Below are 23,379 nucleotides of genomic sequence, written 5' to 3'. Positions count from 1 at the left end.
GCTGCACGGCTTCCGCCGCCTGCGCACCCGCTGGGAACGCCGCGACGACATCCACGAGGCCTTCCTCGGCCTCGCCGCCTGCCTGATCACCCACCGACACGTCCAACGCCTTTGTTAGGACCTCTTACAGCTTGCCCCCTGCAGGGCCCTGCGGGCTGAACGTGCCGCCTGGCGGGGCCTTGCCAGTGTCGCCGAGGCTGTGCTCCGCCCGGGCTAGTACTCCAGTTGCACTTCGCTATTGCCGCTGTCAGGGGCTGTTTCGGAGCTTACTCAGCTGACGTGTCGTCATGTGGCAGGAGTTCGTGACCTCGGGTGTGGTGTTTGTGATGGCAGCGCATGGCGGTGGCCTGGTGTCGGCGTCGGAAGCAGGACCACCTCATCCGGCCGGGCGACTCCGGATCAGTTGGCTGCCACGTCGCCCATTCGTTCTCGAGGTCGGTGAACATGCCGCGCAGCCAGACACGGTCCTGCACGTCGGCGAGTGGCTTGCCCGTGAACGGGCGCCCACGCCTGTCTGACCGTCCTGCGGCCGTCTCGCCGAGTGGCACCGTGGCTGGACTTCCGGGTCAGCTACGACGTCACCAACGTCGCCACCGCCTTCGGCGTCATTCTGGAGAGCTTCCGCAGCCACGCCGACGAGAGGCCATCCTGGTGTACGGCCGGATCCCGGAGGCCAACCAGGGCGCCATCGCCCACCCGCCGCTGCCGAAGGCCCCGACGCCGAACCAGCCGGGTCGTATGGTCGGCCAGCAGGGCGGCCAGCGTCCGTATACGGGCGGAGGATCGGCAAATGACCCACCTTCTGCGGGAGCGAATGGGAGTTGTCCGTCGTCTATATGAAGGAGGCGAGGAGGGCATGTGGGGGAGACACCCGAGGATCGACGGGCCCGGCTTCGACTAGCAGGGCGGAGGCCAGGACCGCGCAGGGTCCGCCGGGCTGCAGTACGGCAAGGGGAGCAAGAGGCTCCCGCGCCGCCACAGTCTCCTCAGCCGCGATGGTGGCAGCGCGTTTCGTGGGTGCACATCGGCGCAGTCGCCACGGTCCTCGGCGGCATCGGAAGTGTGATCTTTACGGGAGTCGCGACGTACTACGGAGCCGAGACCGCCCAAGACCAGCTTGAGCAGTCACGGCAGGATGCTGACAGTAAGTCACGCTCCCATGCGTCCCTTGTCACGCTGTGGGTTGAGGGCTACAGCGGGGGCCACGCGCTCCACATCATGAACAGGTCACCTGATCCTGTGAACGCGGTTAGCGCCCACTTCACGCTCCAGGTGTCTGCCCGCGACAGCTCATCGCCAGACATGATCGTGTTCAATGAATTCCTGCGCGACATTCCTCCATGCACCGAACTCATTTACGATCCCAAGACTTTGAAAAAGTACCAAAAGTATGATGAGGAAAAGGTCAAGGAGTTGGGCGACGCCCCCCGGTGGATCAACAACCAGCGTCTCGAGTTTACCGATCGCTACGGCAAGGACTGGGTTCGCCTGCAGAGTTACCTCCTGTCGCCCGCTGAAGCCGGCCCTTGGCATATTGATACGGGCTGGTTGGGCATAGCGCGACCCACGGTGAAGAAGGCCGCTCACTGCGGCGAAGGCAACGGCTCTGGCTGAAAGCGAACCCCCCTCCCCGGCGTCGAGGCAGCGGCCGGCTGGACGCCGCCCCGAGGGCAATTGCTCTTTGCGGACTCCAAGCCGTGGCTTGCTGTCCCTGACAGTTCGGGCGCCCGCAGGTCGGAGTTGAGGCGGTACGCATAAAGGCCGGGGGCAACCGGGGTCTTCGACCAGAGCGAGTTCCCAGTCGGTGATGGACGACCCTCAGCAGCACGGTGAAACTGCCTCGTCCCCGCCAGTAGGTGCGCCAGAAGTCGCAGTGCCGGGTGCAGCGGGTGCGGGGTGAGGCGGCCCGACCAGGCCGGCAGCCAGCGCCCGACCGCCTCCGCGAGCCCCTGGAGAGTCACCGCACACGCCGGACGCAGGCCACCGCCGTCCGTATCGTGGCGGCGGCTGGGCAACAGGACCGCGTGACGATCGGCAGGGTCGTCGCCGAACTGCCCGCGCACCTGCGACAACCACCACGCCAGCAGCCGGTTCACTTCGTCGATCGCCGGTACCAGCCGCTGCCTGGGATCACTCCCCCGCGTGCCCTTGCCGCAGCGCACGTGGAGCATGCCGCAGCCACCGGCGTGCGGGTACCAGTCCCGCACCTCAAGACGGACGGTCTCGTTGATACGCAGGCCCACCCTCCGCCACAACGACGCCGCCACATAGTCCCGCGCCGCCGCAAGGAACCCCTCCCGTACACCGGGCAGGCTCATCCGCCAGGCCGCGAAAAGCGTCTCGACCTCCTCGGCTGAGGGAGGAATACGCACCCCGACGCGGTCCAGGCGACGGGGCCGGTTGAACTCGTCGACCGGCTGCACCACAGGCCGGCCCGTCAGGCCCTCGATGTCCTGCGCGTGGCGGGTCTGCAGGAAAGCGTAGAAACGGTGGACGGCGTGGGCCATCTGCCCGCGGGTCTGCGTCCCCGTCCCGCGGGCCCGGGCAGCGTCCAGCCAACCATCCACATCCCCAGGCGTCACCGCCCACACCGGCACCCCCGCAAAGGCCAGCAACTCCCGCACCCACACCCGCTGCTGGCCCACCCACCGGTCCGTCACACCACGCGCCGCCAGCGCCAACACAAACTCATCCACCCACTGCGCCCCACCCGCCCCCAGCCCAGCACTCATCCACCCACCATGAACCCCCACCACCCGCAATACCGAAAAATGTTCGCGAATGCCGAAGAACCGACCACACCCCCGACCTCGCAACCACCACCCCTGACCAGCAACGACCACACAGGGGCCGAACCTGGCACAATGGGTAGGAGGCCAAGCTCTCCGAGGCCCTTGGTGAGAGGGCATGGCGAGGTCCGGCCTGGGTGCCCCCGACGACATCGAACATCTCAACCGCACTGGAACAACAGGTCGTAGACCTAAGCGGACAGCTTGAGGAATGCAATGAGGACCTCGAGGCCGCACGGGCGGCCAATCGCCAGCTGATCAGCCGACTCAACACTAGGCGGCCCGCGGAAGCGTGAGGGATGGAGCCAAGGACACGCTGCTGCCCCCAACAGTCCTGTGCTGGTTCCGGGGCGCAGCGGCGACGCCGTTGTCAGTGGCTCCCATCAGAATGTCGCGGACAGAGATGGCGATGCAGGAGTGACGTATGGGTACCTGGGATGTCGGTCCCTTTGACAACGACACCGCAGCGGATTTCTGCGGGGACCTCGATGAGGCAGCCGTAGGCGAACGCGAGGGCATTGTCCGCAGCACTCTCACACGCGTGATCGACACCACGGGCTACCTCGAAGCACCCGAGTCCGAGGAAGCCGTAGCTGCGGCCGCTCTTGTCGCCGCGCAGTGCCCTGGGGGTGAGCCTGCCGATCCCGTTTACGGGACGGACGAGCCTCTTCCTGATCTCACCGGTCTGTGCGATCTCGCTCTCCAGGCCCTCGACCGTGTCATGACCGAGCCTTCCGAGCTGATGGACCTGTGGGCCGAGTCGGATGGCGGCCCCTGGCGCGCGAACATCCGGCGCCTGCAGAACGTGCTCCTGCCACAGCCGCCCACAGAACAGCTCAGCCTGATCTGACCGACCGCAACCGCTCCTCGACTCTTACCTGGAAGGCCGCCATGAGCTGGGACGTACTCCTCCTCCGCCTGCCCGACGACCTCACCTCCGTGTAGGACATCCCCGCCGACCACACCCCGGACTCGCTCGGCCGACGACGCGACGTGCTCGCCGCTGTTACCCGGGCATGTCCCGAAGCCGATCTCTCGGACCCCACCTGGGGCGAAGTTTCCGGCCCCACTTGGTCCATCGAGCTCAACATCAGCTCGGAAGACCCCGTAGAATCGATCATGCTCCATATCCGGGGTTCCGGTGACGACGTGCTGACGCCCGTCTTCCGTCTTGCCGAGGCTCTGCGGTGCAAGGTGTTCGACTGCGCGGAAGGAGGCCTGATCGCTCCGGGGCAAACGTCAGGCTGGCGCACTTTCCAGCAGTTCCGCGATCGAGTGGTCGGACCCTCTCAGTGATGCCTCCTGGCCGAAGCCCTAGCATCCGCCCCATGCACACCCTGAAGCCCGTTTGAGCATTGAGGGCCTCCTTCCGCCCGGTCGCATGGTCACGTCCGACGAAGGTGACGGAGACGCACAGTTTCTGTGGCTCAGTGACGGGCCGGCCACGGCCGAACTGTGGACGCGGATACACGCTGAACACACACGCTCCGGTCTGTGGCCGCTACTGCTCGACTCGCTGGATCCGAACGACGGCGAATTCCGTCCATGGGGATCCGGAGAGGTCCTCCCCGAGCAGATGTCCTTCCCGGCAAGCCACGACCCTGCCAGCCTCCTCGCACAGTGGTGGGCGACCTACACAGTCGTCGACGAAGACGACGACATGCTCGACGCCGACAGGCGCCTCGCCGTCACGGCCCCTTTCAGACAGACCTGGCCCGGCCTCGCGCCCAGCCGGAAAGCGGCAACGAACCCCGATCAACTGGCTGCCGAGTTCGCGCAGGCGTTCCTCGCCGACCGCCCACAGACACGTCTGGGGCTGGTCGCCGCAGCGTCCGGTGCCGAGGCGCTGACGGCCGCGGGCTGGGGCGGACCCTGCAACTACGACAACGACACCGCGAAATTTTCCGCCGTCGTCCGCGACTGGGAGCACCGGTTCGGCGCCCGTGTCATCGCGGTCGGCTTTTCCACGCTGCACCTCAGCGTCGCCGCGCCACCGGCGAATGAGCATGAGGCTCTCCTGGTCGCGGCCGAGCACTTCGCCTTCTGCCCGGACAACATCTGGCAGGGCAGCAGGCCCTACACATTGGCCGCGTATGCCGAGCGGATCACCAGTGCCCATCGCTGGGATTTCTGGTGGGACTGATCCGCTTCCCGGAAAACGCTCAACCCAACCCGAGCGAAGCGACCTTCGGGCGGTCCGTGCGGCCCGGCCGGCGCCTGGGAATAGCTGGGCGCCGGGGAGGTCGATAACCTGTGCAGCCTTGTAGGCGGCTGAGTGATCAAGGTGAGGCGGTGCGGAAGGTGAGTGTCTGGGCGGTTGTCGACGAGGCTGACAGAGTTCAGTGGGAGATGCTCTCTGGTGAGCGCGTTGGGACGCTGCGTTTCGGGATGTCGCATGACGAAGCGGCCGCAGCAGTCGCAGACGTATTGAGCCCTCTCTCCACTCGTGGCGGCTATGGCAGCCCTGTGACGAGTTCGGAATTCTTTCTCATCGGAGCAACAAGCGCGCCGGCTGTGACGGCCTATTACGACGCCGGCCGCCTGGCTTGCGTAGCCGTCAACGCACTTTGCGGTCCACAGGTCACCTTGGACGGGCTGCGGCTCGTCGGCCGCGTCCCGTCCGAGCTCGAAGAGGCCTTCGCCGAGTACACGTCCACGAACGCCACGATCTGCGGTACTCCCAGCATGCGGACCCAGGTTCCGAGACCCTCGGTGTCGTCCTCCGCGCCCAGCGCGCCGGAGACGTTGTCCTGAGCAAGCCGGTGTTGGTCGCCTCCACCTGGGCCGAGCGCTGCTGTGATGTCACGGAAGGCCACATCCCCACTGAAGAGTGGCGGGACCGCGCCTGGTGATGGGGCTGCTATCGGCTTGGGGGGTAGCTCCTTTGGAGAGACGGTCCCACCAGCATGCCGACGCGTCCGTCCCCTGGGGTAGTGCGGAACTCGGGCAATCAGACACAGATCCAGCAGTACAGCCGTTCCCCGCGCCACTGAGCCCCGCGGGCGAGTTCCGCCAACTCGTGCAGTAGGCCGCCGAGCACGTCGGTGTCACCAGACCCCTGCTCTTCGACCCAACGCCGCGCCGCCGCAGTCAATTCATCGGCCTCCACCCTCGCAAGGACGCCTTGCAGCTCATCGCTGATGGTGAGTACCAGACGCTCGCCTCCGTCGCGTTCGGCGACGGCGTGCGAGGTCCGAGGCCGTGCCAGGAACTCGTCGAAGTCGACCCCGGTCAAGATCCTCTCGATCGCTCCGAGATCGGTCGTCGAGTCGAACCCTTGGTGGCCACGACGTGGAACCCCGTCTCGGCCAGCCGAAGCTGCGGCCTGAGGAACTCGCGAAGGCTGTCGCGCCCGTAACGCCGCACGATCTCCGGGACGGGCATTGGCAGCTGCGCCCCCGCACCATCCGGCCCGCCGGGCAGGTCAATGGTCGTGGCGGCCGACTCGTCCGATGCCGCGGAGAAGTAGTCATACATCAAACCCACAGGCGAGATCATGCCAGGGAGTGACGCGGCACCCCCGCCTGGTAGCCGCCAAGACTGGCTCCGATGAACAAGGTCCTTCCAAGGGGGCCGCACCTATCGGCTTGATGGGTGCCTAATCTCTTGCGACGTCCCGCTGGCCTGTCGTCTTGCGCCACAGCTGTTGCGCTCGGTACCTTGCCGCCTCATAGCCACTGAGCTGCGAGGACTCCTTGGAGAGTCCGCCTCAGGTTCAGCGACCTCCAGAGAACTGCCGGTTCGCCTGGAGCGTCAGGGCCCGCGGCCGGACAACCGGCGCGTGCCCGAGGACGTCGTCCGCGCCCAGCACCAGGCCATGGTCCACTCGCACCAGCGGCTGGCCACCGAAGGCTTCAACACCATCGTCTTCGCCGACGCCCTGTACCGCCTGGAGCCGTTCCTCAAGCGGCTCTCGCAGGCCCGGGAGGCCGAACTCGGGCGCGACGGCAGCGAGTGCCTGGGCGACCTGCTCCTGGTCCGCCGCTTCTTCGGCCCAGAGATCCTGCCGCTCTGGCGGTGGCGGCCGGGCTCGGACCTGGTGACCGGCCGGGACCGCGTCGCGGAGATCCGCCTCCGGCAGCAGTACCTCACCCTGGCGTAGTACCGCGACGACGTCGACGGCGGGGGCGACTTCGGCTTCGACGTCCTGCTGCCCTGCCCCGTCGACCCGGAGTGCGTCGGCCAGGCGTGGGCCCCGGTCTACTCGGTCACCGACCTGCACAAGGCACTGACCGGCGCCATGGACGACGATCCGGACATCGTCTGCACCGTCCACGGCGGCCCCGAAGACGTCGACCAAGAGGCCGCAGACCAGGACGACGGCCCCGAGGGCCGCGCGGACCTGGAAGCGCAGTACGCGGACGCGGTCGCTTGAGCCGCGCCGCCGACAGCCCGCACCCGCTCGATAGTGCCCCCGCACCGGCGTCCCGTCCGAGCGCACATACGGACCGACAAACGGCATCTGGACCTCCCCTAGGTCACGAAAACTGGCACCCACCATGCTGATGGCGGGCACTGACAATGCACCGCCAACTACCCTGGAATCACGGGTAGTTCAGGACATTCGACGTCCATCGCGGGAGACCCCGAACGGCCAGGCCCCAGCCACCCGGAGCGCCGCACCGCAACAACAGCACCGAGGAACAACCACCCCGCCTCACCAGCACAGACAGGCCACCGGCCCGACTCTCACAGCACCCGCTCCGCCCACCCCACCGCCGCGTGAGCACCCCTGACGGGGCCGCGACAAACTGGCCATTTCCACGATCGGGACGCCGCGAGGCTCAGCAGCTGTCGCTTACGGCCATCACCGTGACCTTGGAACGCCGCGGAGCGGGCCGTGCCAGGATCGCCCGCGTAATCAATCTGGGGGTAGTGTCGACGAGCGCGTCGGACACGTCGCAGGGCCTCCGAGGGGTACCTCGGCCCTGGAGCGGACCGCGGGCTATAGCTACAGCGCATCCGCAGCGCTCACGGCATCCGCTCGGCGTCGAGGACCAGGGTGTGAGCCGTGGTGCAGGAGCTGGCCGGCGAAGGTGCGCAGAACCGTCGTGCTGCCGCTGCCGCTGTCGGTGTAGACCAGGATGGCTCTGTCCATGAGAACAGGTTCTGGCTCAACTTCTGTGAAGCAGCCACTGTGAGTTACAGCTGAGCTTTGCCGGGCCGCATGGAAGTCGCCGAAAACCGCGGTTGCGAACTGGACCCGCTGACTGAGTGGTTGGGCTGCCGGGGGTCGGACGCTGGCCCAGACCAGCTGCATCTAGACTCCTGCCCATGCCCGCTACCCCCGCACCCCGTCCCGCTGCCACCGCCACGATCATCCGCGTTGCGCCGGGGCCCGCCCGGAAGTGGATGCGCATGGGGTTGATCGTCACCGTGGTGTGCACAATCCTCGCCATCGCGATCGTCGTGATCTTCGTACGGTCGGCGGGCCGGTCCGCCGAGGCCTGGCCATCGATCGTGGCTGCGCTCATCTCACTGGCACTCCCAGGGTGGGGTATTCGCGGTGGAGTCAGGGCGTTCCAACGAGGCCTCGACATGCGTAACCTCTTCGTGGCCACTGACGAAACCGGCCTCTGGGTCAGCCAGGGCGCAGGACTGAAGGTCGTCCCCTGGGATTCAGTGGCAGCAGCCGCACTGCACTGGAGTAGGGCCGAGAACCCCACCGGCAAGGACTACTCGATCGAGCTCTGCCCGAACGTAGCCATCGACCCCCAGGACCCCGTCCTGGGCAGCTTCGTCCGTGACGACGAACCCTTCTGGCCCGGCCTGCCTCGGCTGCGCTACCGCTTCAACGGCAACTACCCTTACAGGGAGGCACTGGTGGAAGCGATCCGCCAGCATGCACCGCACTTGTGGGCGGGTGAACACGAGCGTGAGCCGGGATACCTGACCAACGGCTAGGTGTGCGGGGCAGGACCTTGTTGACGCCGGCGGGGGTTCCGATTATGCGGGCCCGGCTTGGCGTGGGGTGGTGAGCCTGGCTCTTCCTTGCGACGTCGTTTTGACGCGAGTCCCGGAGTCGCACGTTCACGCGAATAGCTGGGAGTCACCTCGCTCCCCCTCACTGGCCGCACTCACATCCCGGCTCGCACCTCGCGCCGTCGCCGTACGGGTTTTCCGCCCGCCGAGCGTTCACTCGCAGCAGCACCGCGTCGGTCATACCAGGCACGTAGCCGTACAGCATCTTCGGGTACGACTCGATGTCCCCAGCGTCTGGATGTTGTTCGCCCACATGGACGCCGATCGGCGCCAGCACGTCCGGTAGCGGCGTCCCGACGCGGAACGAGGGACCCAAGTAGCTGCACAGACGGCAAGCTGGTGTCACGGTGTTGGCCGGCGGCTCCGCAAGAGGACGCCCAAGGAAGTCAGTGCTGGTCACTTTCAACCCAACGAGGCCGACAGCCGGAAGAACCGGGAGCCCCCGGAGAAGGCCGCGGCGACTCCCATACTCGTCGACATGGATCAAGCGGCCAGACCTCAAGATGACTCCCGAAGCCGTCGACAAACGACTCCCGTTCTGGTTCTGGCTCGCTTTCCGTGAAGCGCGAACGCTGAGTGACAGCTGCTGCTCCGATCAGGCTTTGGGAAGTTGCCTGAAAATGACCAGGGCCGATCTTGGTGTGGTCGACAGTGCGGCGTCGTGGAAGAGACGTCGCCTCCTCTGGAGGGCCTGCTGTTACCGTCCATCGCGGACGTGTCGGTGCTGTCGCTGGAGGTGAGCCACGAGGCGATACGCATCGACGTCTGCAGTACCGCGAGCAGGGCGGCATGCCCGGACTGCGGGAGCGAGTCGACCCGGGTGCACAGCTCTTACCTGCGGTTTCCTGCGGACGTGCCGAGTGGGGGCCGTCTGGTGGTCCTGCAACTGCGAGTTCGACGGTTCTTCTGTCCGCAGTCTTCGTGTGCTCGGCAGACGTTCGCTGAGCAGTTGCCCGGGCTGACCCGGCGGCACAGCAGGTGGACGGAGCGGTTGCGGTCGACTCTCGCCGCGGTGGGTCTCGCGCTCGCCGGCCGGGCCGGCGCCCGGATGGCACGGGCCTTCGGGGTGTCCATCAGCCGCAGCGCGGTGTTGCGGCTGCTCGATGCATTGCCCGAACCCGAAGTCCCGGCCCCGCGGGTGGTCGGTGTCGATGAGTACGCCACACGCAAGGGACGGGTCTACGGCACGGTGCTCGTCGACGTCGAGACGCGTCGGCCGGTGGATCTGCTGCCGGACCGGGAGGCATCCAGCCTGGCCGCATGGCTGGCGAAGCGACCCGGGATCGAGATCGTCTGCCGGGACCGCGCGCCGTTCTTCGCGGAAGGCGCCACAGCCGGGGCGCCCCAGGCGACGCAGGTCGCCGACCGCTGGCATTTGTGGCACAACCTCGGGGAGGCTGCTGAGCGGGCTGTTGCCCGCCACCGCCAGTGCCTTCGCGTGCTGGTCCCCGATCGTGAGGGGAGGGCCGACGAACCGGCGCCGCCCGTCGAGAAGACGGGCTCTCCATGGCGGAGCGAGCGATTCGCCAACCGCGTCCGAGCCAGGCACGCGACGGTCCACGCGCTGTTGGAAGCCGGCCACAGCCGCCGTTCCATCGGGCGCCAGCTGAACATGACCCACCGCACCGTCAAGAGCCTCGCCGACGCTGCGAAGCCAGAAGACCTCTTTCGTGGTCAGTGGCAGCACAACCGGACCTCCGTCCTCGACGAGTACAAGCCCTACCTGGACGAACGCTGGGACGAGGGCTGCACCAACGCCTGGAAGCTCTGGGAAGAGATCGTTCCCTTGGGCTATCGAGGCAGCTACGGCCGGGTCAGCGCCTACCTGCGAGAGAAGCGCACCTCACCACGGCCGGTCACGGCGCAGCCGCCGGCACCCCGCGTGGTGACGAGATGGATTCTCAGCCGACCCGAGACGCTGACCGAGACCGAACAGCTCCGGCTCAAGGCCGTCCTGGCCAACTGCCCCGAATTCGATGCCCTGACCGGTCACGTCCGGTCCTTCGCCCAGATGCTCACCGAGCGCCAGGGGGAACGGCTCCCGCAGTGGCTCGACGCCGTCCGCCAGGACGACCTTCCCAGCCTTCACACTCTCGCGGCTGGCATCGACCGAGACCGCGATGCGGTCGTCGCCGGCCTGACCCTGCCCTGGAACTCCGGCGTCGTCGAAGGACACGTCAACCGGATCAAGATGCTCAAGCGCCAGATGTTCGGACGCGCCGGCTTCGCATTGCTCCGCAAGCGGGTTCTCCTCGCTTCGTGATCGATGTCAGTGGCTTCTGGAACCATGCCTTCGTCAGAGACAGCCGTGTCAGGAGCCATGCATGGGAACGTGGGGAACCGGTCCGTTCGACAGCGACCTCGCCGCAGACTTCGTCGATGCACTTGAGGGACTCACCCACCAGCAGGTCATCGACGTGCTGGAGCGGGCCTTCCAGCGAGTCACCGACTCGGGAGAACGCGTCGATGGCGGAAACGGGGCCGAAGCCGTTGCCGCCGGCGCTCTCGTCGCCAGCGCCCTCCCCGACAGCCCCATTGTGATTGACCCAGATGACGGCCCCAGGGAACCGCTGCCCGAACTACCGGCCTCGCTTCGGGCGTCGGCGAGACTCGCACTGGATCGGGTCCTCCGGGACGGCTCGGAGATGGCGACCGGCTGGGTGGACAGTGCCGACGCCGATCAGTGGCGCCAGGAAGTGCGACAGATCCTCCAAGCACTCGAAACACCCACTGATCACTAATCGTGACCGCTTCACGGAAGTCGTGCCAGAACCCGTCCTCGTGGACACAGCCACGGGGCCGCGGTACACCTTTGGCCTCGTACCGCTTGACGGTCGCCGGGTCGGCGGCCAGGGCCTCCCACGGCACCGCCGGACTGGAATCGCTCACCGTGCCCACCGTTCCGCGGGGCCCTCCTGGCCCGTTTGCCTTCCCAGCCTCTCCCGCGCCGGAACGCCCGGCCGCGCTCACCGACCGGCTCATTCCAAGATGCCGCCCGCTGGAACACAGGTGTTCCAGCGGGCGGCAGTGCGGGCCGGCCCGAGGCACATACCACGGGGGCAAGGAGGGTGAGCGCCTCCGTACTCAGCACGGAATGGAGGAACCGCCGCCCTTCAGGTAGCCGTTATAGACCCAGCCGTACTTCGTCGACGCCGTGCGCACGTACGTGAACCCGTCGGTCGTGCACCAGTAGTCGACCTGGTTGACGGGGCTGGCGGTGTCGGTGACCTTGCATTCCCAGGCAGGTCCGTTGCGGAGGCTGACGTCCCGCAGGAAGTACTGCCCGTAAGGGCTCTTGTCGCGGTTGGTCGGGGTGACGCCACAGGCGGCGGCCTCCGCGGCAGAGGCAGATACCGTCCCGGTCAGGCCGGTTACGGTGAGTCCAGCCGTGAGGGCGAAAGCGGTCAGGGCATAGTTCAGGCGCACAGGGGCTCCTTTGTTCGTACACGGTTGAGGGAACTGCTGACGCACTTCGAGCACGTTCGTCGACGTCATGCGTTGTTGCGGACACGATCGCGGCTGGTCATCGGTGAGCCATGCCGCTGCCCGCTGCACAGCACAGAGCCTTGCTGGCGTAAGCAGCACAGGGCAACGCCCCACGACTGTCCCGGAAACCGTGTGGTTGTCCGGCCTGCTCAGGGCCTTGTCCTGACCGTGTCCGGAGTTGTCCGGTGGTGTATCCGGGCCTCGTGCGTGCCGGTGTGTGGAGTGGATGCAGCTCCCGCCCGGCTCGTTCAAAGAGTGCCGCCCGCTCGGAACGCTGTGTTCCAGCGGGCCGTCCTCGGCCACTCCGTGCTCGCGGCGGCCGCCGCGGTGGGCCTGCGCTGGCACCGGGCGGTCGCCCGCCGGCATGGCGGTACTACACCGCGGCGGAGCTGGCCCGGCTCGATGACCACGGTTTGGCGGTGGCGGCCGCGCGGATGCTGCGACGCGACGGCTGGCGCGTGGTCGACCTGACCGCCCGCGAGGGGCGGCCGCGCCTGTACGCCCGGGACCGCCGGGGCCGTGAACTCGACGTCGCGTTCCGCCCGGTGACGAGCTCGGCCGCCACCGACGAGGGCGCGAGCGGGCCCGCACCCCTGCGGGAAGCGGGCCGCCCCGGCGTCGACAGCCTGATCCGGGTCGTCATCCACCTCGGCAGCTTCAGCCGCACGGACGTGCTCTGGGCCTCCCGCCAGGGCGGCGTCCACCTCCTCGACGAGCGCCAGCTCCAACGCTGGGCCGACGGCACCACCCTGGACGATCTAGGTGTGCTGTCCGGGCAGGTTGGTGACGCGGCTGGCTGGGGTTTGGCCGCTGATGCCGGTGTGGGGTCGGTGGTAGTTGTACCAGTCCAGCCAGTCGGGGAACGCTTCTTGCCGTTCGGTGTCTGAGGTGTAGGGCTGGTGGTAGGCCCATTCGTCGAGCTGGGTGCGATGGAAGCGTTCGACCTTGCCGTTGGTCTGAGGCCGCCAGGGCAGCGTCCAGCGGGGGCTGATGCCCAGGTCATGGCAGGTCTGGCATCAGGTGTTCTTAATGTAGGCCCAGGCGTTGTCGGTCAGGACTCGCTCGATGGTGACGCCGTGAGCGGCGAACCCAGGCGGTTGCTCGTCGTAGGAATGCCGCGCAGGTTGCGGCCTTCTCGTCGGGCAGGTCCTCGGTGTAGGCCCGGCGGGAGTGGTCGTCCAGCGCGGTGTGCAGGTAGGCGTATCCGGTGCCGGTCTTGTTGCGGCGGCCGTCGGCCCGGCTCAGCACCTTGTGTCCGCCGCCGTCGGGGATGCGGCCGAGTTTCTTGACGTCGATGTGGACCAGCTCGCCTGGCCGGCTGCACTCGTAGCGGCGAACGGGTTCACCGGTGGCCCGGTCGGTCGCTGCGAGTGCGGGCAGGCCGTGCCGGACGAGGATGCGGTGGGCGATGGAGGCGGCGATGCCGCATCGGGCGGCCAGCCGGGCGGGGCCGATGTGGTGCTCGCGCCGCAGTCGGACGACCTGTCCTTCCACTGCGGCCGGAGTCTTGCCCGGGCTGTGGTGAGGCCGGCTGGAGCGGTCGTGCATGCCCGCTGCTCCGTGCCTGCGGTAGCGGCTGGCCCATCGGGCAGCGGTGGTGTGGCTGACCTGGAAACGTTCCGCCGCCCGGCGCAGCGGCCAGCCGTCCTCGACGACACACCGGGCCAGACGCAGCCGGCTGGTCGGCGTCAGCGGGGCGTTACGGTGGGACAACGAGAGCCTCCTGGCGATCGGTTGTAGACCTCGCACTCCACACCGAAACCAGAGGCCCTCGCCCCGTTCACGGACCGCTCAAGGTGTGTCGCCTGTCACCAACGTCCCCGGACAGCACACCTAGAGCGTGTCTCCTTGATCTGCTTGCCGGTTGATCGGATGTGTCTGTCCGGTTGGTGATCACTGATGCGATGTGGGACCGGATCGAGCCGTTGATGCCGGCTGATCCGGTCCGTGGTCAGCGGTGGGCCGACCATCGTCGAACCCTGGAGGCCATCGCGTGGAAGTACCGCATCGGCTCTCCCTGGCGGGACCTGCCGGACGAGTTCGGCTCATTCCAGACCGCTCACAAACGGCTGCTCAGGTGGGCAGTGGACGGCACCTGGCAACGGATCCTCACCGCGCTCCTGGCAGCGGCCGACAGCGCTGACGACATCGGCTGGACTGTGTCGGTGGACTCCACCGTCTGCCGGGCCCACCAGCACGCCGCCGGAGCCAGGAAAAAGGGGCGCCACTTCGGGCTGAGCCCGACGACCATGCGCTCGGACGTTCCCGCGGCGGCCTAAGTACGAAAGTCCATCTCGTCAGCGACAGCCACGCACGACCCTTGGCCCTTCGTCTCTCCGCTGGCCAAGCGGGCGACGCGCCGGCCTTCGATGCGATCATGGCAGGCATCCGTGTTCCGCGAGGCAGGCCGGGAAGACCGCGAACCCGCCCGGACGCCGTCCTGGCGGACCGCGCGTATTCATCCCGCGCGATCCGTGAACATCTCTGTCGACGAGGTATCCGCGCCGTGATCCCGCAGCCCGCCGACCAGATCGGTCACCGACTGCGGCGAGGCCGCGCCGGTGGTCGCCCGCCCGGCTTCGACGCCGAGGCATACAAGCAGCGCAACGCCGTCGAACGATGCATCAACCGGCTCAAGCAGTGGCGCGGGCTGGCCATGCGAACCGACAAACTCGCCATCGCCTACCAGGCCGCACTACACCTCGCTGCGATTCTCATGTGGACACGGCTCTGACCGAGGTTCAGAGCCTAGGACAGCGGTCGACCGCCAAGGCCCGTCCAGCTGACGCCGCGAGGCGAGAACGTCATCGGTCCTATCCAGCCATGGCGAACGAGGGCGATCTGGGAGGGCAGCGGTGAAACAGGATCGAGTGCCCTCCCGCGAGCCCAGTTATCGAACAGCCCCTCGGTCGTCTCGACGGCGGACACCACCATCGTCACCTTCAGGCCCCCGTCGCCCCAGGTGTTCCACAGCGCCCAACCCTCAGATCTGGGTTCGACGCCGATCCGTGCACACACCTCCTCGTAGGCTTCGTCCACCCCGGCCGGCATAGCCCCGGGCTTCAACACTGATGCCCCGACGAGTCGGACCAGAGGCCGGTCCTCCTCCAAGCAGCCATCGCCCTCGAAGTGGTAATGGCGCAGAGCCCGAGCAAGCACGTTCACGCTGCGCTGGAGTGCTGTCGCCGCTTCCGGGTCTGCCTGGAACGAGAGCCATCCCTCGTTGGATGCCTCCACTTTGACGCGGTTGGCGAGGCGCTCGATCTCCCGGAGATAGTCCAGGTCGCTGAGCTCGGGTGAGGTCATGACCCGAAGTTTCGCATCATGCGGCCAACGCCGACACAGGTTATCGATCCGGCATGCAACACCCTGCGCACCGCACTTCCAAGAGACAGGCTCTAGGTCAGCCGTGGAAGCTCCGGTGACCATGCTCCGCGTGTACTGGACATGGCCCGGCGTCTCGGCGAGGATGAACCGCCGCCGCGGCGTCGCGGAGTACCAGTAGGCGACGTCGATGGTGATGCCCTGCTCGCGCTCGGCGCGCAGGCCGTCGGTGAGCAGCACCAGGTCCGGTGCCTCCTGGCCGCCGGGCTCCAACCGGACGCCGACATCGCGATGGTCTACTCGGCGCCGAGCAAGTGGCTCATGCAGAAATACCCACCGCTGGCCACCCCCGCCGGCGGCCCGGACGCGGCCGCCTACCACCGCATCTTCGACCCCTTCTACCGCGGCGCCTTCGACGCGCCGGGCGCCAGACGCGCATCCTCCACGCCCGCCAACTCCACGACCCACGCGGCGAGAGGCCCGGTGCCTCCCCCGAGCAGGCGGCGCAACGCCATCCCGTCCTCATCGTCTCCAGCCTCTACCTCGCGCACGACGGAACGCTCGACTGGCTCGCCGCCTATGCCGAGGCCGGCGGCCACCTCGTCCTCGGCCCCCGCACCGCCTACGCCGACCACGAGGGCCGCGCCCGCCACGAGCCCGCTCCGGCCCGCCTCAGTACAGCCGCCGGCGTCTGGTACGACGAGTTCAGCAACCTCACCACCGACCTGCCGCTGCGCGCCGCCCCCGGCAGCACGCTGGACCTTCCGGACGGTGCTGCGGCCACCCACTGGGCGGACGGCCTGACTGTCCTCGATGCCGAGGCACTTGCCTCCTACGACCACCCCACTTCGGCCGCTGGCCCGCGATCACCACCCGCCGTCACGGGGCCGGCCGCATCACCTGCATCGGTACCGTCCCCGACCGTGCCCTTGCCCGCGCGCTCGCGGCCTGGCTCACCCCCACCCCGCGCAGCGGGTGGCAGAACCTCCCCGCCTCCGTCACCGCGGCCACCGGCACGACCACGGACGGCCGCCGCCTCCACATCATCCACAACTGGAACTGGCAGCCCGCCGACGCCCGGTCCCCGAGGGGACTCACTGACGTCCTGGACGGAAGCTCACTCCCTGTCGGCTCACTTGTCCGCCTCGGTCCCTGGGACGTCCGGATCCTGGTGAGCGACTGAGGGCCCTGCGCCTGTCTTCTCGCCCGGCGGGAGCACCCGGATCCCCGACGTCGATCACGTCAGGAGACTGCCCGAGCGACGGGTACGAGAGCCTCCGCGCTATCCACCCCTACGCCGCCGGAGGCTCGTCGGGCCACAAGACAGAGTGGAGCCAGGATCACCCTGGCTCCACTCCGTGGTGCGGCGTGTCACTGGAACTGTGCGAAGAACCTCCAGATCTCTGCTTTGGTCCAGGTGGCGACGCCGCTTTCGCCGGGGGAGCCGTCGACCGGACCGGGTATGTGGCCTCCGTCGAACGCGGCCCATTGGACCGGGTATCCGGCACGGCAGCCCGAGTAGGTGGTGGTGATGTGCGTTCGGCTGCCCGGCGCGGGCTCGCGCGGGCTCTGGGGGGTGCAGCCGTTGTTGCTGACGAACCTGTCGCGCAGGGACCGTCCTTGCGCGATGCTCAGGACGGAGTCGCTGATGCCGTGGATTCCGAAGTAGGCGATGGGCTGGGTGCCGCCGCTGCACCCGCTGATCTGAGCGCCGGAGATGACCGCGACGGCCCTGAAGACGTTCGCCCGGCTGCATGCGAGTGCGTAGCTCATACCGCCGCCCCAGCTGAATCCCGTGGCGAAACGCTGTGCCGGGTTGACACAGAGGCCGCCCTCGATTCGCCGAATCATGTCGTCGACGAAGGTGATGTCCTCACCGCCCGAATTGGCCCAGCCGTTTCCCAGGCCCTGGGGGGCGACGAGGATCGCGCTGTTGTTCGACTGTTCCTGTTGGCCGTAGTAGGACCAGGCGTTCCCGCTCGTGCCGCCCGAGGCGACGTCGCCGGCGGTTCCGCCCCGCCAGTGGAACGCGAAGATCAGCCGGTAGCGGTGGCTGTTGTCGTAGTTGGCGGGAACCCTGAGGATAAAGCTGCGGCTCTTACCGCCGCTCTGAATCGTGTGCGTACCGCTCGCCAGAGTCGGGGCGCTGCCGCATCCGCCGCCGCCACCGGACGACAGTTTGATCATCTGCCATTGCTGGTTGGCGCCGCCCCAGTCGGTGTACTGCACGACGGTGCCGCCGTCGGCGGTTGAGGCGCCCTGCACCTCCACCGCCTTGCTGCTGGTGCGGTTGATCAGCCGGACGTGGCCCGCGTCGGAGTCGGCCAGGCGGAACTGCTGGTTGGCCCCGTTGTGGTCGGCCCACTGCTGGATCGCGGCACCGTCCGCGGTCGAGGCGCCGGCCACGTCGAGAACCTTGCCCGAATGCCGGGCCTTGAGGCGGTAGAAACCGCCGCCGGAGGCCACGAACTGCCACTGCTGGTTGGCTCCGTCGCTGCGCGTCCACTGGCTGACCCGCGCGCCGTCGGCGGTGGACGCGCCAGAGACGTCCAGCGCCTTGCCGCTGTTGCGATTGACCAGGACATACCAGGCATTGGTGTCCACCGTCGCCGCCTCGGCGGGCGCCGGATTCACCGCGGCGAGCATGCCGATCGCGAGGGTCGCCGCGACTACGGCGGCGACCCGGGACCACCAGCGATGTCTTCCTGGAGGGGCGGGGGAAGCCGCACCTTGGGTCTGCATCGATTCACCCTTTCGTTTGGGCAGGTCCCCTCAGGTGCGGGTCCAGCGTTGGTTGCTGCCGTTCGAACAGGAGTAGAGCTGGATCAGGGTGCCGTTGGCGGTGCCGCCTGCGACGGCGTCGAGGCAGAGGCCGGACTGGACGCCGACGATGGATCCGTCGGAGTTGAGGCGCCATTTCTGGTTGTCGCCGCCCCAGCAGCTGTAGATCTGGACTTTGGTGCCGTTGCCGGTGCCGGCGGCGTCCAGGCATTTGTTGCCGTAGACCCTGAGCTCGCCGGCGGCGGTGTACGTCCACTGCTGGTTGGTGCCGTTGTGGCAGTCCCACAGGTGGAGCTGGGTACCGTCGGTGGTACTGGTGCCGGGCACGTCCAGGCAGCGTCCTGAACCGACGCCCTTGATCGGTCCGGAACCCGAAGGGGGCGTAGAGGAGCCGCCGTTGAGTGCGTTGAGGACGGCGGTGTAGGCGGGCTTCTTGCTGCCGTCACCGTTGAACAGCAGAGGTGTCTGCTCCGATCGCCAGGAGTCGGTGTCGCGCACACCCCAGACGGTGATGCCGAGGCAGCGCGGGACGGCCAGGCAGTCGTTGACGACGTTGGCGTAGGTCGAGGCAGGGGCTCCCTGGATGTCGAGTTCGGTGATGGCCACGTCGACGCCGAGGGCGGCGAAGTTCTGCAAGGTGGTGCGGAAGTTGCTGTTGTAGGGGCTGCCGCTGTTGAAGTGCGCCTGGAAGCCGACACAGTCGATCGGCACGCCGCGCTGCTTGAAGTCCCGGACCATGGCGTACATGGCCTGGGTTTTGGCCCAGGTCCAGTTCTCGACGTTGTAGTCGTTGTAGCAGAGCTTGGCGGCCGGGTCCGCGGCGCGCGCGGTGCGGAAGGCGACCTCGATCCAGTCATTGCCGGTGCGCTGCAGGTTGGAGTCGCGCCGGGCTCCCGAACTGCCGTCGGCGAAAGCCTCGTTCACGACGTCCCACTGGGCGATCTTGCCCTTGTAGTGGGCCATCACGCCCTTGATGTGGTCGATCATCGCCTGGCGCAGCGCGCTGCCGCTGAGGCTCTGCATCCAGCCGGGCTGCTGGGAGTGCCAGGCCAGGGTGTGGCCGCGCACCTGCTTGCCGTTCTGCACCGCCCAGTTGTAGACGCGGTCACCGGCGGTGAAGTTGAACTGGCCCCGCTGCGGTTCGGTGGCGTCGATCTTCATCTCGTTCTCGGCCGTCACCGAGTTGAATTCACGGCCCGCGATCGTCGTGTACGCCGAGTCGCCCAGCCTGCCTGAGGCGATGGCGGTGCCGAAGTAGCGGCCGCTCTGCGCCGCCGCGGCGCCGAGCGTGTTCTCAGCGGCGTGTGCGGTCGGCGGCGCGACCAGTGCGGCGACCGTACCCAGGACACCGACGACCAGCGCCAACAGCAGGCCGCGGATCTTCCGGCGGATAACGGATCTGGGAAGGGCATACGAGCCCATGACTGTGCCTCCAAGGTAGAAATCACGGAAGGACTGAAGCGCAGGGGAACGCGTCGTCCGCTCCCACTCGGCAGACGGACGGGGCGGGCCGGAACCCGGGCAGCACGGAATCACCGGACACCGCGGTCATGGGGCCGGGACGATCTCAACCGGCACGGACGGCACCCGGTCGGCCCTCGGGGACGCGGGCGGCGGCGGTGTTTCGACACAGGCATGGGGGTACTCCATCGCGGCTCAGCCGGGGGACCGCCACGCAGCGTCGCGTACCTCTCCAACTGCGCGAAGAGCCAGGACGCGCTGGTGCGAACCTCACCGGAACGAAACAGGGTGGCGCAGATGCCTTGGTGCGGGATCTGTCGTGCAGCCGTGCGTGGATCTGCCGTGCAGCACAGATTGCTCAGGGCCGACCTCGTTCGATATCTCGAACTATCCCCGGTTTCTCAGACAGGGATGATTGAGGTATTGACGATGGATCGTCAATACTCTTTGCAGAAGAAGTTTCGATTCCCAGCCCGAAACTTTCTGCAATCCCGGCGGGTCGGAAGGCGAACCCCCGGCGCCGACGTGGGCGGATACCACCCTGGACTGGCGAGCTGTATCCGCAAACTCCTGGAGTGGTTCCGGTCGGCGCGACAGCTTGCCAAGCCCAGAGGGCGTTGCGTTGTTTGTGGACAGATCGGCGGCAGGCCTTGACCAGAGCGCCCCGTATTCCTAGCTTGTGGCGTCGAAGCATCCGAGGAATTCTTCGAAACATTCGAGATTCCCCTGCCCCCTCGGCACATCCGCTCCCCGGTTCATCGGGATCACCTCGCTCCCGCCCTCAAAGGAGGCCCTCTGATGTGGTTTCGCCCCCCGTCCCCGGTCCGTCCAAGACGCTTACTCGCCGTCCTTGCGCCCTTGCTGCTCGTGGCTACCTTCCTCGGCGCCCAGCCAGCCGACGCGGCGACCGTAGACCCCAACGCCTCGTATGTGCTGGTCAACCGCAACAGCGGCAAGGCCCTGCACGTCTACAACCTGGCGACCAACGACGGCGCGCGCATCACCCAGTGGACCAGGAACGATCAGAACCAGCAGCAGTGGCAGTTCGTCGACGCCGGCAACGGTTACTACCGCATCAAGTCCCGCCACTCCGGCAAGGTGCTGGACGTCCAGAACGGGTCCACCGCCAACGGCGGCCCGATCGTCCAGTGGACCGACCTAAACGCCACCAACCAGCAGTGGCGGCTGGCCGACAGCTCAGGTGGCTACGTGAGGCTGATCGCCCGCCACAGCAACAAGGCCCTCGAAGTACAGGGCGGCTCCACCGCCGACAACGCGAACATCGTCCAGTACGACGACTGGGGTGGCAACAACCAGCAGTGGCAGCTCGTCCAGGTCGGCGCCGGCAACCCCGGCACGTGCAATCTTCCGTCGACATACCGCTGGTCATCGACGGGCGCGCTGGCGCAGCCCAAGTCGGGGTGGGTCTCGCTCAAGGACTTCACCGTCGCCCCCTACAACGGCAAGCAGCTCGTCTACGCGACGACGCACGACACGGGGACGAGTTGGGGTTCGATGAACTTCGGCCTGTTCACCGATTGGTCGGAGATGGCCTCGGCCCGCCAGAACACGATGTCGACATCCACCGTGGCGCCCACGCTCTTCTACTTCGCGCCGAAGAACATCTGGGTGCTCGCCTACCAGTGGGGGAGGACCGCCTTCTCCTACCGGACGTCGAGCGACCCCACCAACCCGAACGGCTGGTCATCGGAGCAGGTGCTCTTCTCCGGAAGCATCGTCGACTCCGGAACAGGACCCATCGACCAGGCACTCATCGGTGACGGGACGAACATGTACCTGTTCTTCGCCGGGGACAACGGCAAGATCTACCGGGCCAGCATGCCGATCGGGAACTTCCCGGGCAGTTTCGGCTCGACCTCGACAGTGGTCATGAGCGATACGAGGAACAACCTGTTCGAAGCCCCGCAGGTCTACAAGCTGCAGGGCCAGAACCGCTACCTCATGATCGTCGAGGCGATCGGCTCGCAGGGCCGCTACTTCCGCTCGTTCACGGCCACCAGTCTGAGCGGCTCATGGACACCCCAGGCCGCGACCGAGAACAACCCCTTCGCCGGCAAGGCCAACAGCGGCGCCACCTGGACCAACGACATCAGCCATGGCGAACTGCTCCGCACCAGCGCAGATCAGACCATGACCGTCGATCCCTGCAACCTGCAGTTCCTCTACCAGGGACGCAGCCCCAACTCCGACGGCGTCGACTACGGCCTCCTGCCCTACCGGCCGGGTCTGCTGACACTGCAGCGCTGACGAAGTGACACGAGTCCGGCTCCGGTATGGGGCCGGCGTGGCGGGCTCGGCGGAAGGCCGAGCCCGCGCGGGTCAGGCGACAGCGTCAGCGCTCATACGGCGACGGAGCGCGGGGGCGCGCAGCGCTCACCAGCCCGAGGGCCATCCTGTAACGCGGTGCCGCTGCCGATGGCGCTTGCTACTGAGGTTTTCAGGATGGGGTGGGTGGGTTCATAGCCAGGACGGCCAGGACGGTGACAGTGAGGCAGCCGTCGATCAGGCGTGGCAGGAGCTGGATCCTGCGTAACTCCCGGCGGAGCACACGGTCGAGGTGGTCGGGTGTGCCGAAGGCGGTGCTGGCCATAGCTCTGTGTACCAGTGACCAGAAAGCCTCGACGGGGTTCAGGTCGGGCGCATAGGGCGGGAGGCGGACGGCGGTGAGCCAGTCGTGGTCGGCCTCGTACCGTTTCAGCCCGGCCGCCAGATGGGTGTTGAGATTGTCCCGGACCACCACGATCGGGCCGCCGGGCGCCCGCATGTTCACCGAGTCGACGGCGCAGCGGGACCAGTCGAGCTCGCCTGGGGAGCCGAGCTCGTCGAGGACCAGGCGGTGGAGCTTGGCCCACACCCGGGCCTTCGACCACTGGTGAAGCGCCGGTGCGCTGTCGCTCCCGACGGCTAGAACGAGGCTGAAGGCAACTGCTGCCACGTGCAGCCCGACGTGGCTACGAACACGATCGCTGCCAGCACTTCCCGGTCACCGTGCCGACGCCGACCGCCGCGGGTCGGCGCCTCCGGCACCACCCGCTGAAACAACTCCCACAGCTCATCCCGCACCAGCCGCTCAACAATCCCCACCCTGGCAGACCATCGAACACGCCAATTGAGATGACCTGTAAGAGATCCCCGGGAACACGGACCCGTTGCATGCCCATGTCTGGCCGCGTTCGAGTGGGAGCGATCCGAGTGGGTAGCGGCGTGGCTGTATCCGCGTGAGCGGTGGAGTGACGAGCGGTTCAGGATCGGTCCGCAGCACGACGTGCCGCGGGATGCGCTCGGCAGCGAGCTGGACAGGTTGCGTTCGGTGGCCTGATGGTGTTGGCCCGCCGACCGTCAGGTCGGCGGGCCCGGTGATCAGTGAGGATCGGTAGGCGTCACGGAGTCCTTCGCAGCGGAACGATGTCGGGGACGGCGGTGGGAACGGAGGGGCGGGCGACTTCGGGGGTCGCCAGAAGCGCGCCGATGGTGACCGGCTGCCGGCAGTGCGGACAGTTACGGGTCGCGGTGTCTCCAACGGCGCGGACACGGA

At 67.5% G+C, this 23,379-nt stretch carries 15 protein-coding genes and 8 pseudogenes; 12 read left to right on the top strand and 11 right to left on the bottom strand.

Features of this window, described 5'->3' with window-relative positions:
* A pseudogene (locus ACFPZJ_RS38415) lies at positions 1–118 on the top strand (IS5/IS1182 family transposase); the annotation flags it as partial.
* A gap of 899 nt (positions 119–1,017) precedes the next feature.
* Entirely contained in the window at positions 1,018–1,614 is a 597-nt protein-coding gene (locus ACFPZJ_RS38410) for a hypothetical protein (protein ID WP_381031536.1), read from the top strand.
* Here the strand turns inward: ACFPZJ_RS38410 and ACFPZJ_RS38405 are convergent.
* Positions 1,584–2,732 carry a site-specific integrase gene (locus tag ACFPZJ_RS38405; protein WP_381031534.1) on the bottom strand — a complete coding sequence of 383 codons (1,149 nt, stop codon included), beginning with the start codon at positions 2,730–2,732 and terminating at the stop codon, positions 1,584–1,586. The genes ACFPZJ_RS38410 and ACFPZJ_RS38405 overlap by 31 nt on opposite strands.
* Before the next feature lie 481 nt (positions 2,733–3,213).
* Here ACFPZJ_RS38405 and ACFPZJ_RS38400 point away from each other — a divergent pair, with 481 nt between their 5' ends.
* Together ACFPZJ_RS38400 and ACFPZJ_RS38395 are read left to right on the top strand one after the other, a co-directional pair.
* A complete protein-coding gene (locus ACFPZJ_RS38400; RefSeq protein ID WP_381031532.1) occupies positions 3,214–3,639 on the top strand; it encodes a DUF4259 domain-containing protein in 426 nt (141 codons plus the stop codon).
* Between the two features lie 531 nt (positions 3,640–4,170).
* Positions 4,171–4,932, top strand: a complete 762-nt coding sequence (locus tag ACFPZJ_RS38395) for a DUF4253 domain-containing protein (protein WP_381031530.1) — start codon at positions 4,171–4,173, stop codon at positions 4,930–4,932.
* An 807-nt stretch (positions 4,933–5,739) separates the two neighbouring features.
* Here ACFPZJ_RS38395 and ACFPZJ_RS38390 read toward each other — a convergent pair.
* Positions 5,740–6,024 (bottom strand): hypothetical protein, encoded by a 285-nt coding sequence (locus ACFPZJ_RS38390; RefSeq protein ID WP_381031528.1) that lies wholly within the window; start codon positions 6,022–6,024, stop codon positions 5,740–5,742.
* A 498-nt stretch (positions 6,025–6,522) separates the two neighbouring features.
* Here ACFPZJ_RS38390 and ACFPZJ_RS38385 point away from each other — a divergent pair.
* Positions 6,523–7,164, top strand: a pseudogene (locus tag ACFPZJ_RS38385) (ATP-binding protein); the annotation flags it as partial.
* Positions 7,165–7,740: 576 nt separating this feature from the next.
* Here the strand turns inward: ACFPZJ_RS38385 and ACFPZJ_RS38380 are convergent.
* Positions 7,741–7,887 (bottom strand): P-loop NTPase family protein, encoded by a 147-nt coding sequence (locus ACFPZJ_RS38380; RefSeq protein ID WP_381031527.1) that lies wholly within the window; start codon positions 7,885–7,887, stop codon positions 7,741–7,743.
* Positions 7,888–8,063: 176 nt separating this feature from the next.
* Between ACFPZJ_RS38380 and ACFPZJ_RS38375 the strand changes: the two genes are divergently transcribed.
* On the top strand, positions 8,064–8,693 hold the full coding sequence (locus tag ACFPZJ_RS38375; protein ID WP_381031525.1) for a hypothetical protein: 630 nt from the start codon (positions 8,064–8,066) through the stop codon (positions 8,691–8,693).
* Positions 8,694–8,853: 160 nt separating this feature from the next.
* On the opposite strand, the gene ACFPZJ_RS38370 is transcribed toward ACFPZJ_RS38375, so the two are convergent.
* A complete protein-coding gene (locus ACFPZJ_RS38370) occupies positions 8,854–9,258 on the bottom strand; it encodes a hypothetical protein (protein ID WP_381031523.1) in 405 nt (134 codons plus the stop codon).
* 174 nt (positions 9,259–9,432) lie between these two features.
* Here ACFPZJ_RS38370 and ACFPZJ_RS38365 point away from each other — a divergent pair, with 174 nt between their 5' ends.
* Together ACFPZJ_RS38365 and ACFPZJ_RS38360 are read left to right on the top strand one after the other, a co-directional pair.
* Positions 9,433–11,034, top strand: coding sequence for an ISL3 family transposase (locus ACFPZJ_RS38365; protein ID WP_381031521.1), 1,602 nt, complete (start codon positions 9,433–9,435; stop codon positions 11,032–11,034).
* 61 nt (positions 11,035–11,095) lie between these two features.
* On the top strand, positions 11,096–11,512 hold the full coding sequence (locus ACFPZJ_RS38360; protein WP_381031519.1) for a DUF4259 domain-containing protein: 417 nt from the start codon (positions 11,096–11,098) through the stop codon (positions 11,510–11,512).
* A 343-nt stretch (positions 11,513–11,855) separates the two neighbouring features.
* On the opposite strand, the gene ACFPZJ_RS38355 is transcribed toward ACFPZJ_RS38360, so the two are convergent.
* Both ACFPZJ_RS38355 and ACFPZJ_RS38350 read right to left on the bottom strand, forming a co-directional pair.
* Positions 11,856–12,197, bottom strand: coding sequence for an SH3 domain-containing protein (locus tag ACFPZJ_RS38355; protein ID WP_381031517.1), 342 nt, complete (start codon positions 12,195–12,197; stop codon positions 11,856–11,858).
* 818 nt (positions 12,198–13,015) lie between these two features.
* Positions 13,016–13,970 (bottom strand): annotated as a pseudogene (locus ACFPZJ_RS38350) (IS481 family transposase).
* A gap of 191 nt (positions 13,971–14,161) precedes the next feature.
* On the opposite strand from ACFPZJ_RS38350, the gene ACFPZJ_RS38345 reads away from it, so the two are divergent.
* Positions 14,162–14,991, top strand: a protein-coding gene (locus tag ACFPZJ_RS38345; RefSeq protein WP_381031542.1) for an IS5 family transposase whose coding sequence is annotated in 2 segments (ribosomal slippage) — positions 14,162–14,486 and positions 14,486–14,991 — 831 coding nt in all. Because the reading frame shifts where the segments join, the coding sequence is not laid out codon by codon here.
* A gap of 656 nt (positions 14,992–15,647) precedes the next feature.
* Here the strand turns inward: ACFPZJ_RS38345 and ACFPZJ_RS38340 are convergent.
* Positions 15,648–15,842: pseudogene (locus ACFPZJ_RS38340) on the bottom strand (GTP-binding protein); the annotation flags it as partial.
* Between ACFPZJ_RS38340 and ACFPZJ_RS38335 the strand changes: the two are divergent.
* Positions 15,837–16,764 (top strand): annotated as a pseudogene (locus tag ACFPZJ_RS38335) (beta-galactosidase trimerization domain-containing protein); the annotation flags it as partial. The pseudogenes ACFPZJ_RS38340 and ACFPZJ_RS38335 overlap by 6 nt on opposite strands.
* 188 nt (positions 16,765–16,952) lie before the next feature.
* On the opposite strand, the gene ACFPZJ_RS38330 reads toward ACFPZJ_RS38335, so the two are convergent.
* Both ACFPZJ_RS38330 and ACFPZJ_RS38325 read right to left on the bottom strand, forming a co-directional pair.
* Positions 16,953–18,227: an RICIN domain-containing protein gene (locus tag ACFPZJ_RS38330; RefSeq protein ID WP_381031516.1), complete on the bottom strand. Its 1,275-nt coding sequence runs from the start codon at positions 18,225–18,227 to the stop codon at positions 16,953–16,955.
* Between the two features lie 126 nt (positions 18,228–18,353).
* Positions 18,354–19,784 carry an endo-1,4-beta-xylanase gene (locus ACFPZJ_RS38325; RefSeq protein ID WP_381031515.1) on the bottom strand — a complete coding sequence of 477 codons (1,431 nt, stop codon included), beginning with the start codon at positions 19,782–19,784 and terminating at the stop codon, positions 18,354–18,356.
* Positions 19,785–20,621: 837 nt separating this feature from the next.
* Here ACFPZJ_RS38325 and ACFPZJ_RS38320 point away from each other — a divergent pair.
* Positions 20,622–22,091, top strand: coding sequence for a non-reducing end alpha-L-arabinofuranosidase family hydrolase (locus tag ACFPZJ_RS38320; protein ID WP_381031513.1), 1,470 nt, complete (start codon positions 20,622–20,624; stop codon positions 22,089–22,091).
* A gap of 190 nt (positions 22,092–22,281) precedes the next feature.
* Here the strand turns inward: ACFPZJ_RS38320 and ACFPZJ_RS38315 are convergent.
* Together ACFPZJ_RS38315 and ACFPZJ_RS38310 are read right to left on the bottom strand one after the other, a co-directional pair.
* Positions 22,282–22,593, bottom strand: a pseudogene (locus ACFPZJ_RS38315) (transposase); the annotation flags it as partial.
* Positions 22,585–22,928 (bottom strand): annotated as a pseudogene (locus ACFPZJ_RS38310) (transposase); the annotation flags it as partial. The pseudogenes ACFPZJ_RS38310 and ACFPZJ_RS38315, both read right to left, overlap by 9 nt.
* A gap of 41 nt (positions 22,929–22,969) precedes the next feature.
* Here ACFPZJ_RS38310 and ACFPZJ_RS38305 point away from each other — a divergent pair.
* A pseudogene (locus tag ACFPZJ_RS38305) lies at positions 22,970–23,163 on the top strand (diadenosine tetraphosphate hydrolase); the annotation flags it as partial.
* Between the last annotated feature and the right edge of the window lie 216 nt (positions 23,164–23,379).

The organism is Streptomyces bullii (genome assembly GCF_042657145.1).
GTDB lineage: Bacteria > Actinomycetota > Actinomycetes > Streptomycetales > Streptomycetaceae > Streptomyces > Streptomyces bullii.
The sequence above is the reverse complement of the archived record's forward strand: the minus strand, read 5'-3'. Positions and strand labels throughout refer to the sequence as shown.

Bases quoted from the DNA above. Each gene is read 5' to 3' on its own strand.
- ACFPZJ_RS38325 (WP_381031515.1), bottom strand. From the start codon at position 19,784: ATGGGCTCGTATGCCCTTCCCAGATCCGTTATCCGCCGGAAGATCCGC.
- ACFPZJ_RS38380 (WP_381031527.1), bottom strand. From the start codon at position 7,887: ATGGACAGAGCCATCCTGGTCTACACCGACAGCGGCAGCGGCAGCACG.
- ACFPZJ_RS38360 (WP_381031519.1), top strand. From the start codon at position 11,096: ATGGGAACGTGGGGAACCGGTCCGTTCGACAGCGACCTCGCCGCAGAC.
- ACFPZJ_RS38405 (WP_381031534.1), bottom strand. From the start codon at position 2,732: ATGAGTGCTGGGCTGGGGGCGGGTGGGGCGCAGTGGGTGGATGAGTTT.
- ACFPZJ_RS38375 (WP_381031525.1), top strand. From the start codon at position 8,064: ATGCCCGCTACCCCCGCACCCCGTCCCGCTGCCACCGCCACGATCATC.
- ACFPZJ_RS38400 (WP_381031532.1), top strand. From the start codon at position 3,214: ATGGGTACCTGGGATGTCGGTCCCTTTGACAACGACACCGCAGCGGAT.
- ACFPZJ_RS38395 (WP_381031530.1), top strand. From the start codon at position 4,171: ATGGTCACGTCCGACGAAGGTGACGGAGACGCACAGTTTCTGTGGCTC.
- ACFPZJ_RS38320 (WP_381031513.1), top strand. From the start codon at position 20,622: ATGTGGTTTCGCCCCCCGTCCCCGGTCCGTCCAAGACGCTTACTCGCC.
- ACFPZJ_RS38330 (WP_381031516.1), bottom strand. From the start codon at position 18,227: ATGCTCGCCGCGGTGAATCCGGCGCCCGCCGAGGCGGCGACGGTGGAC.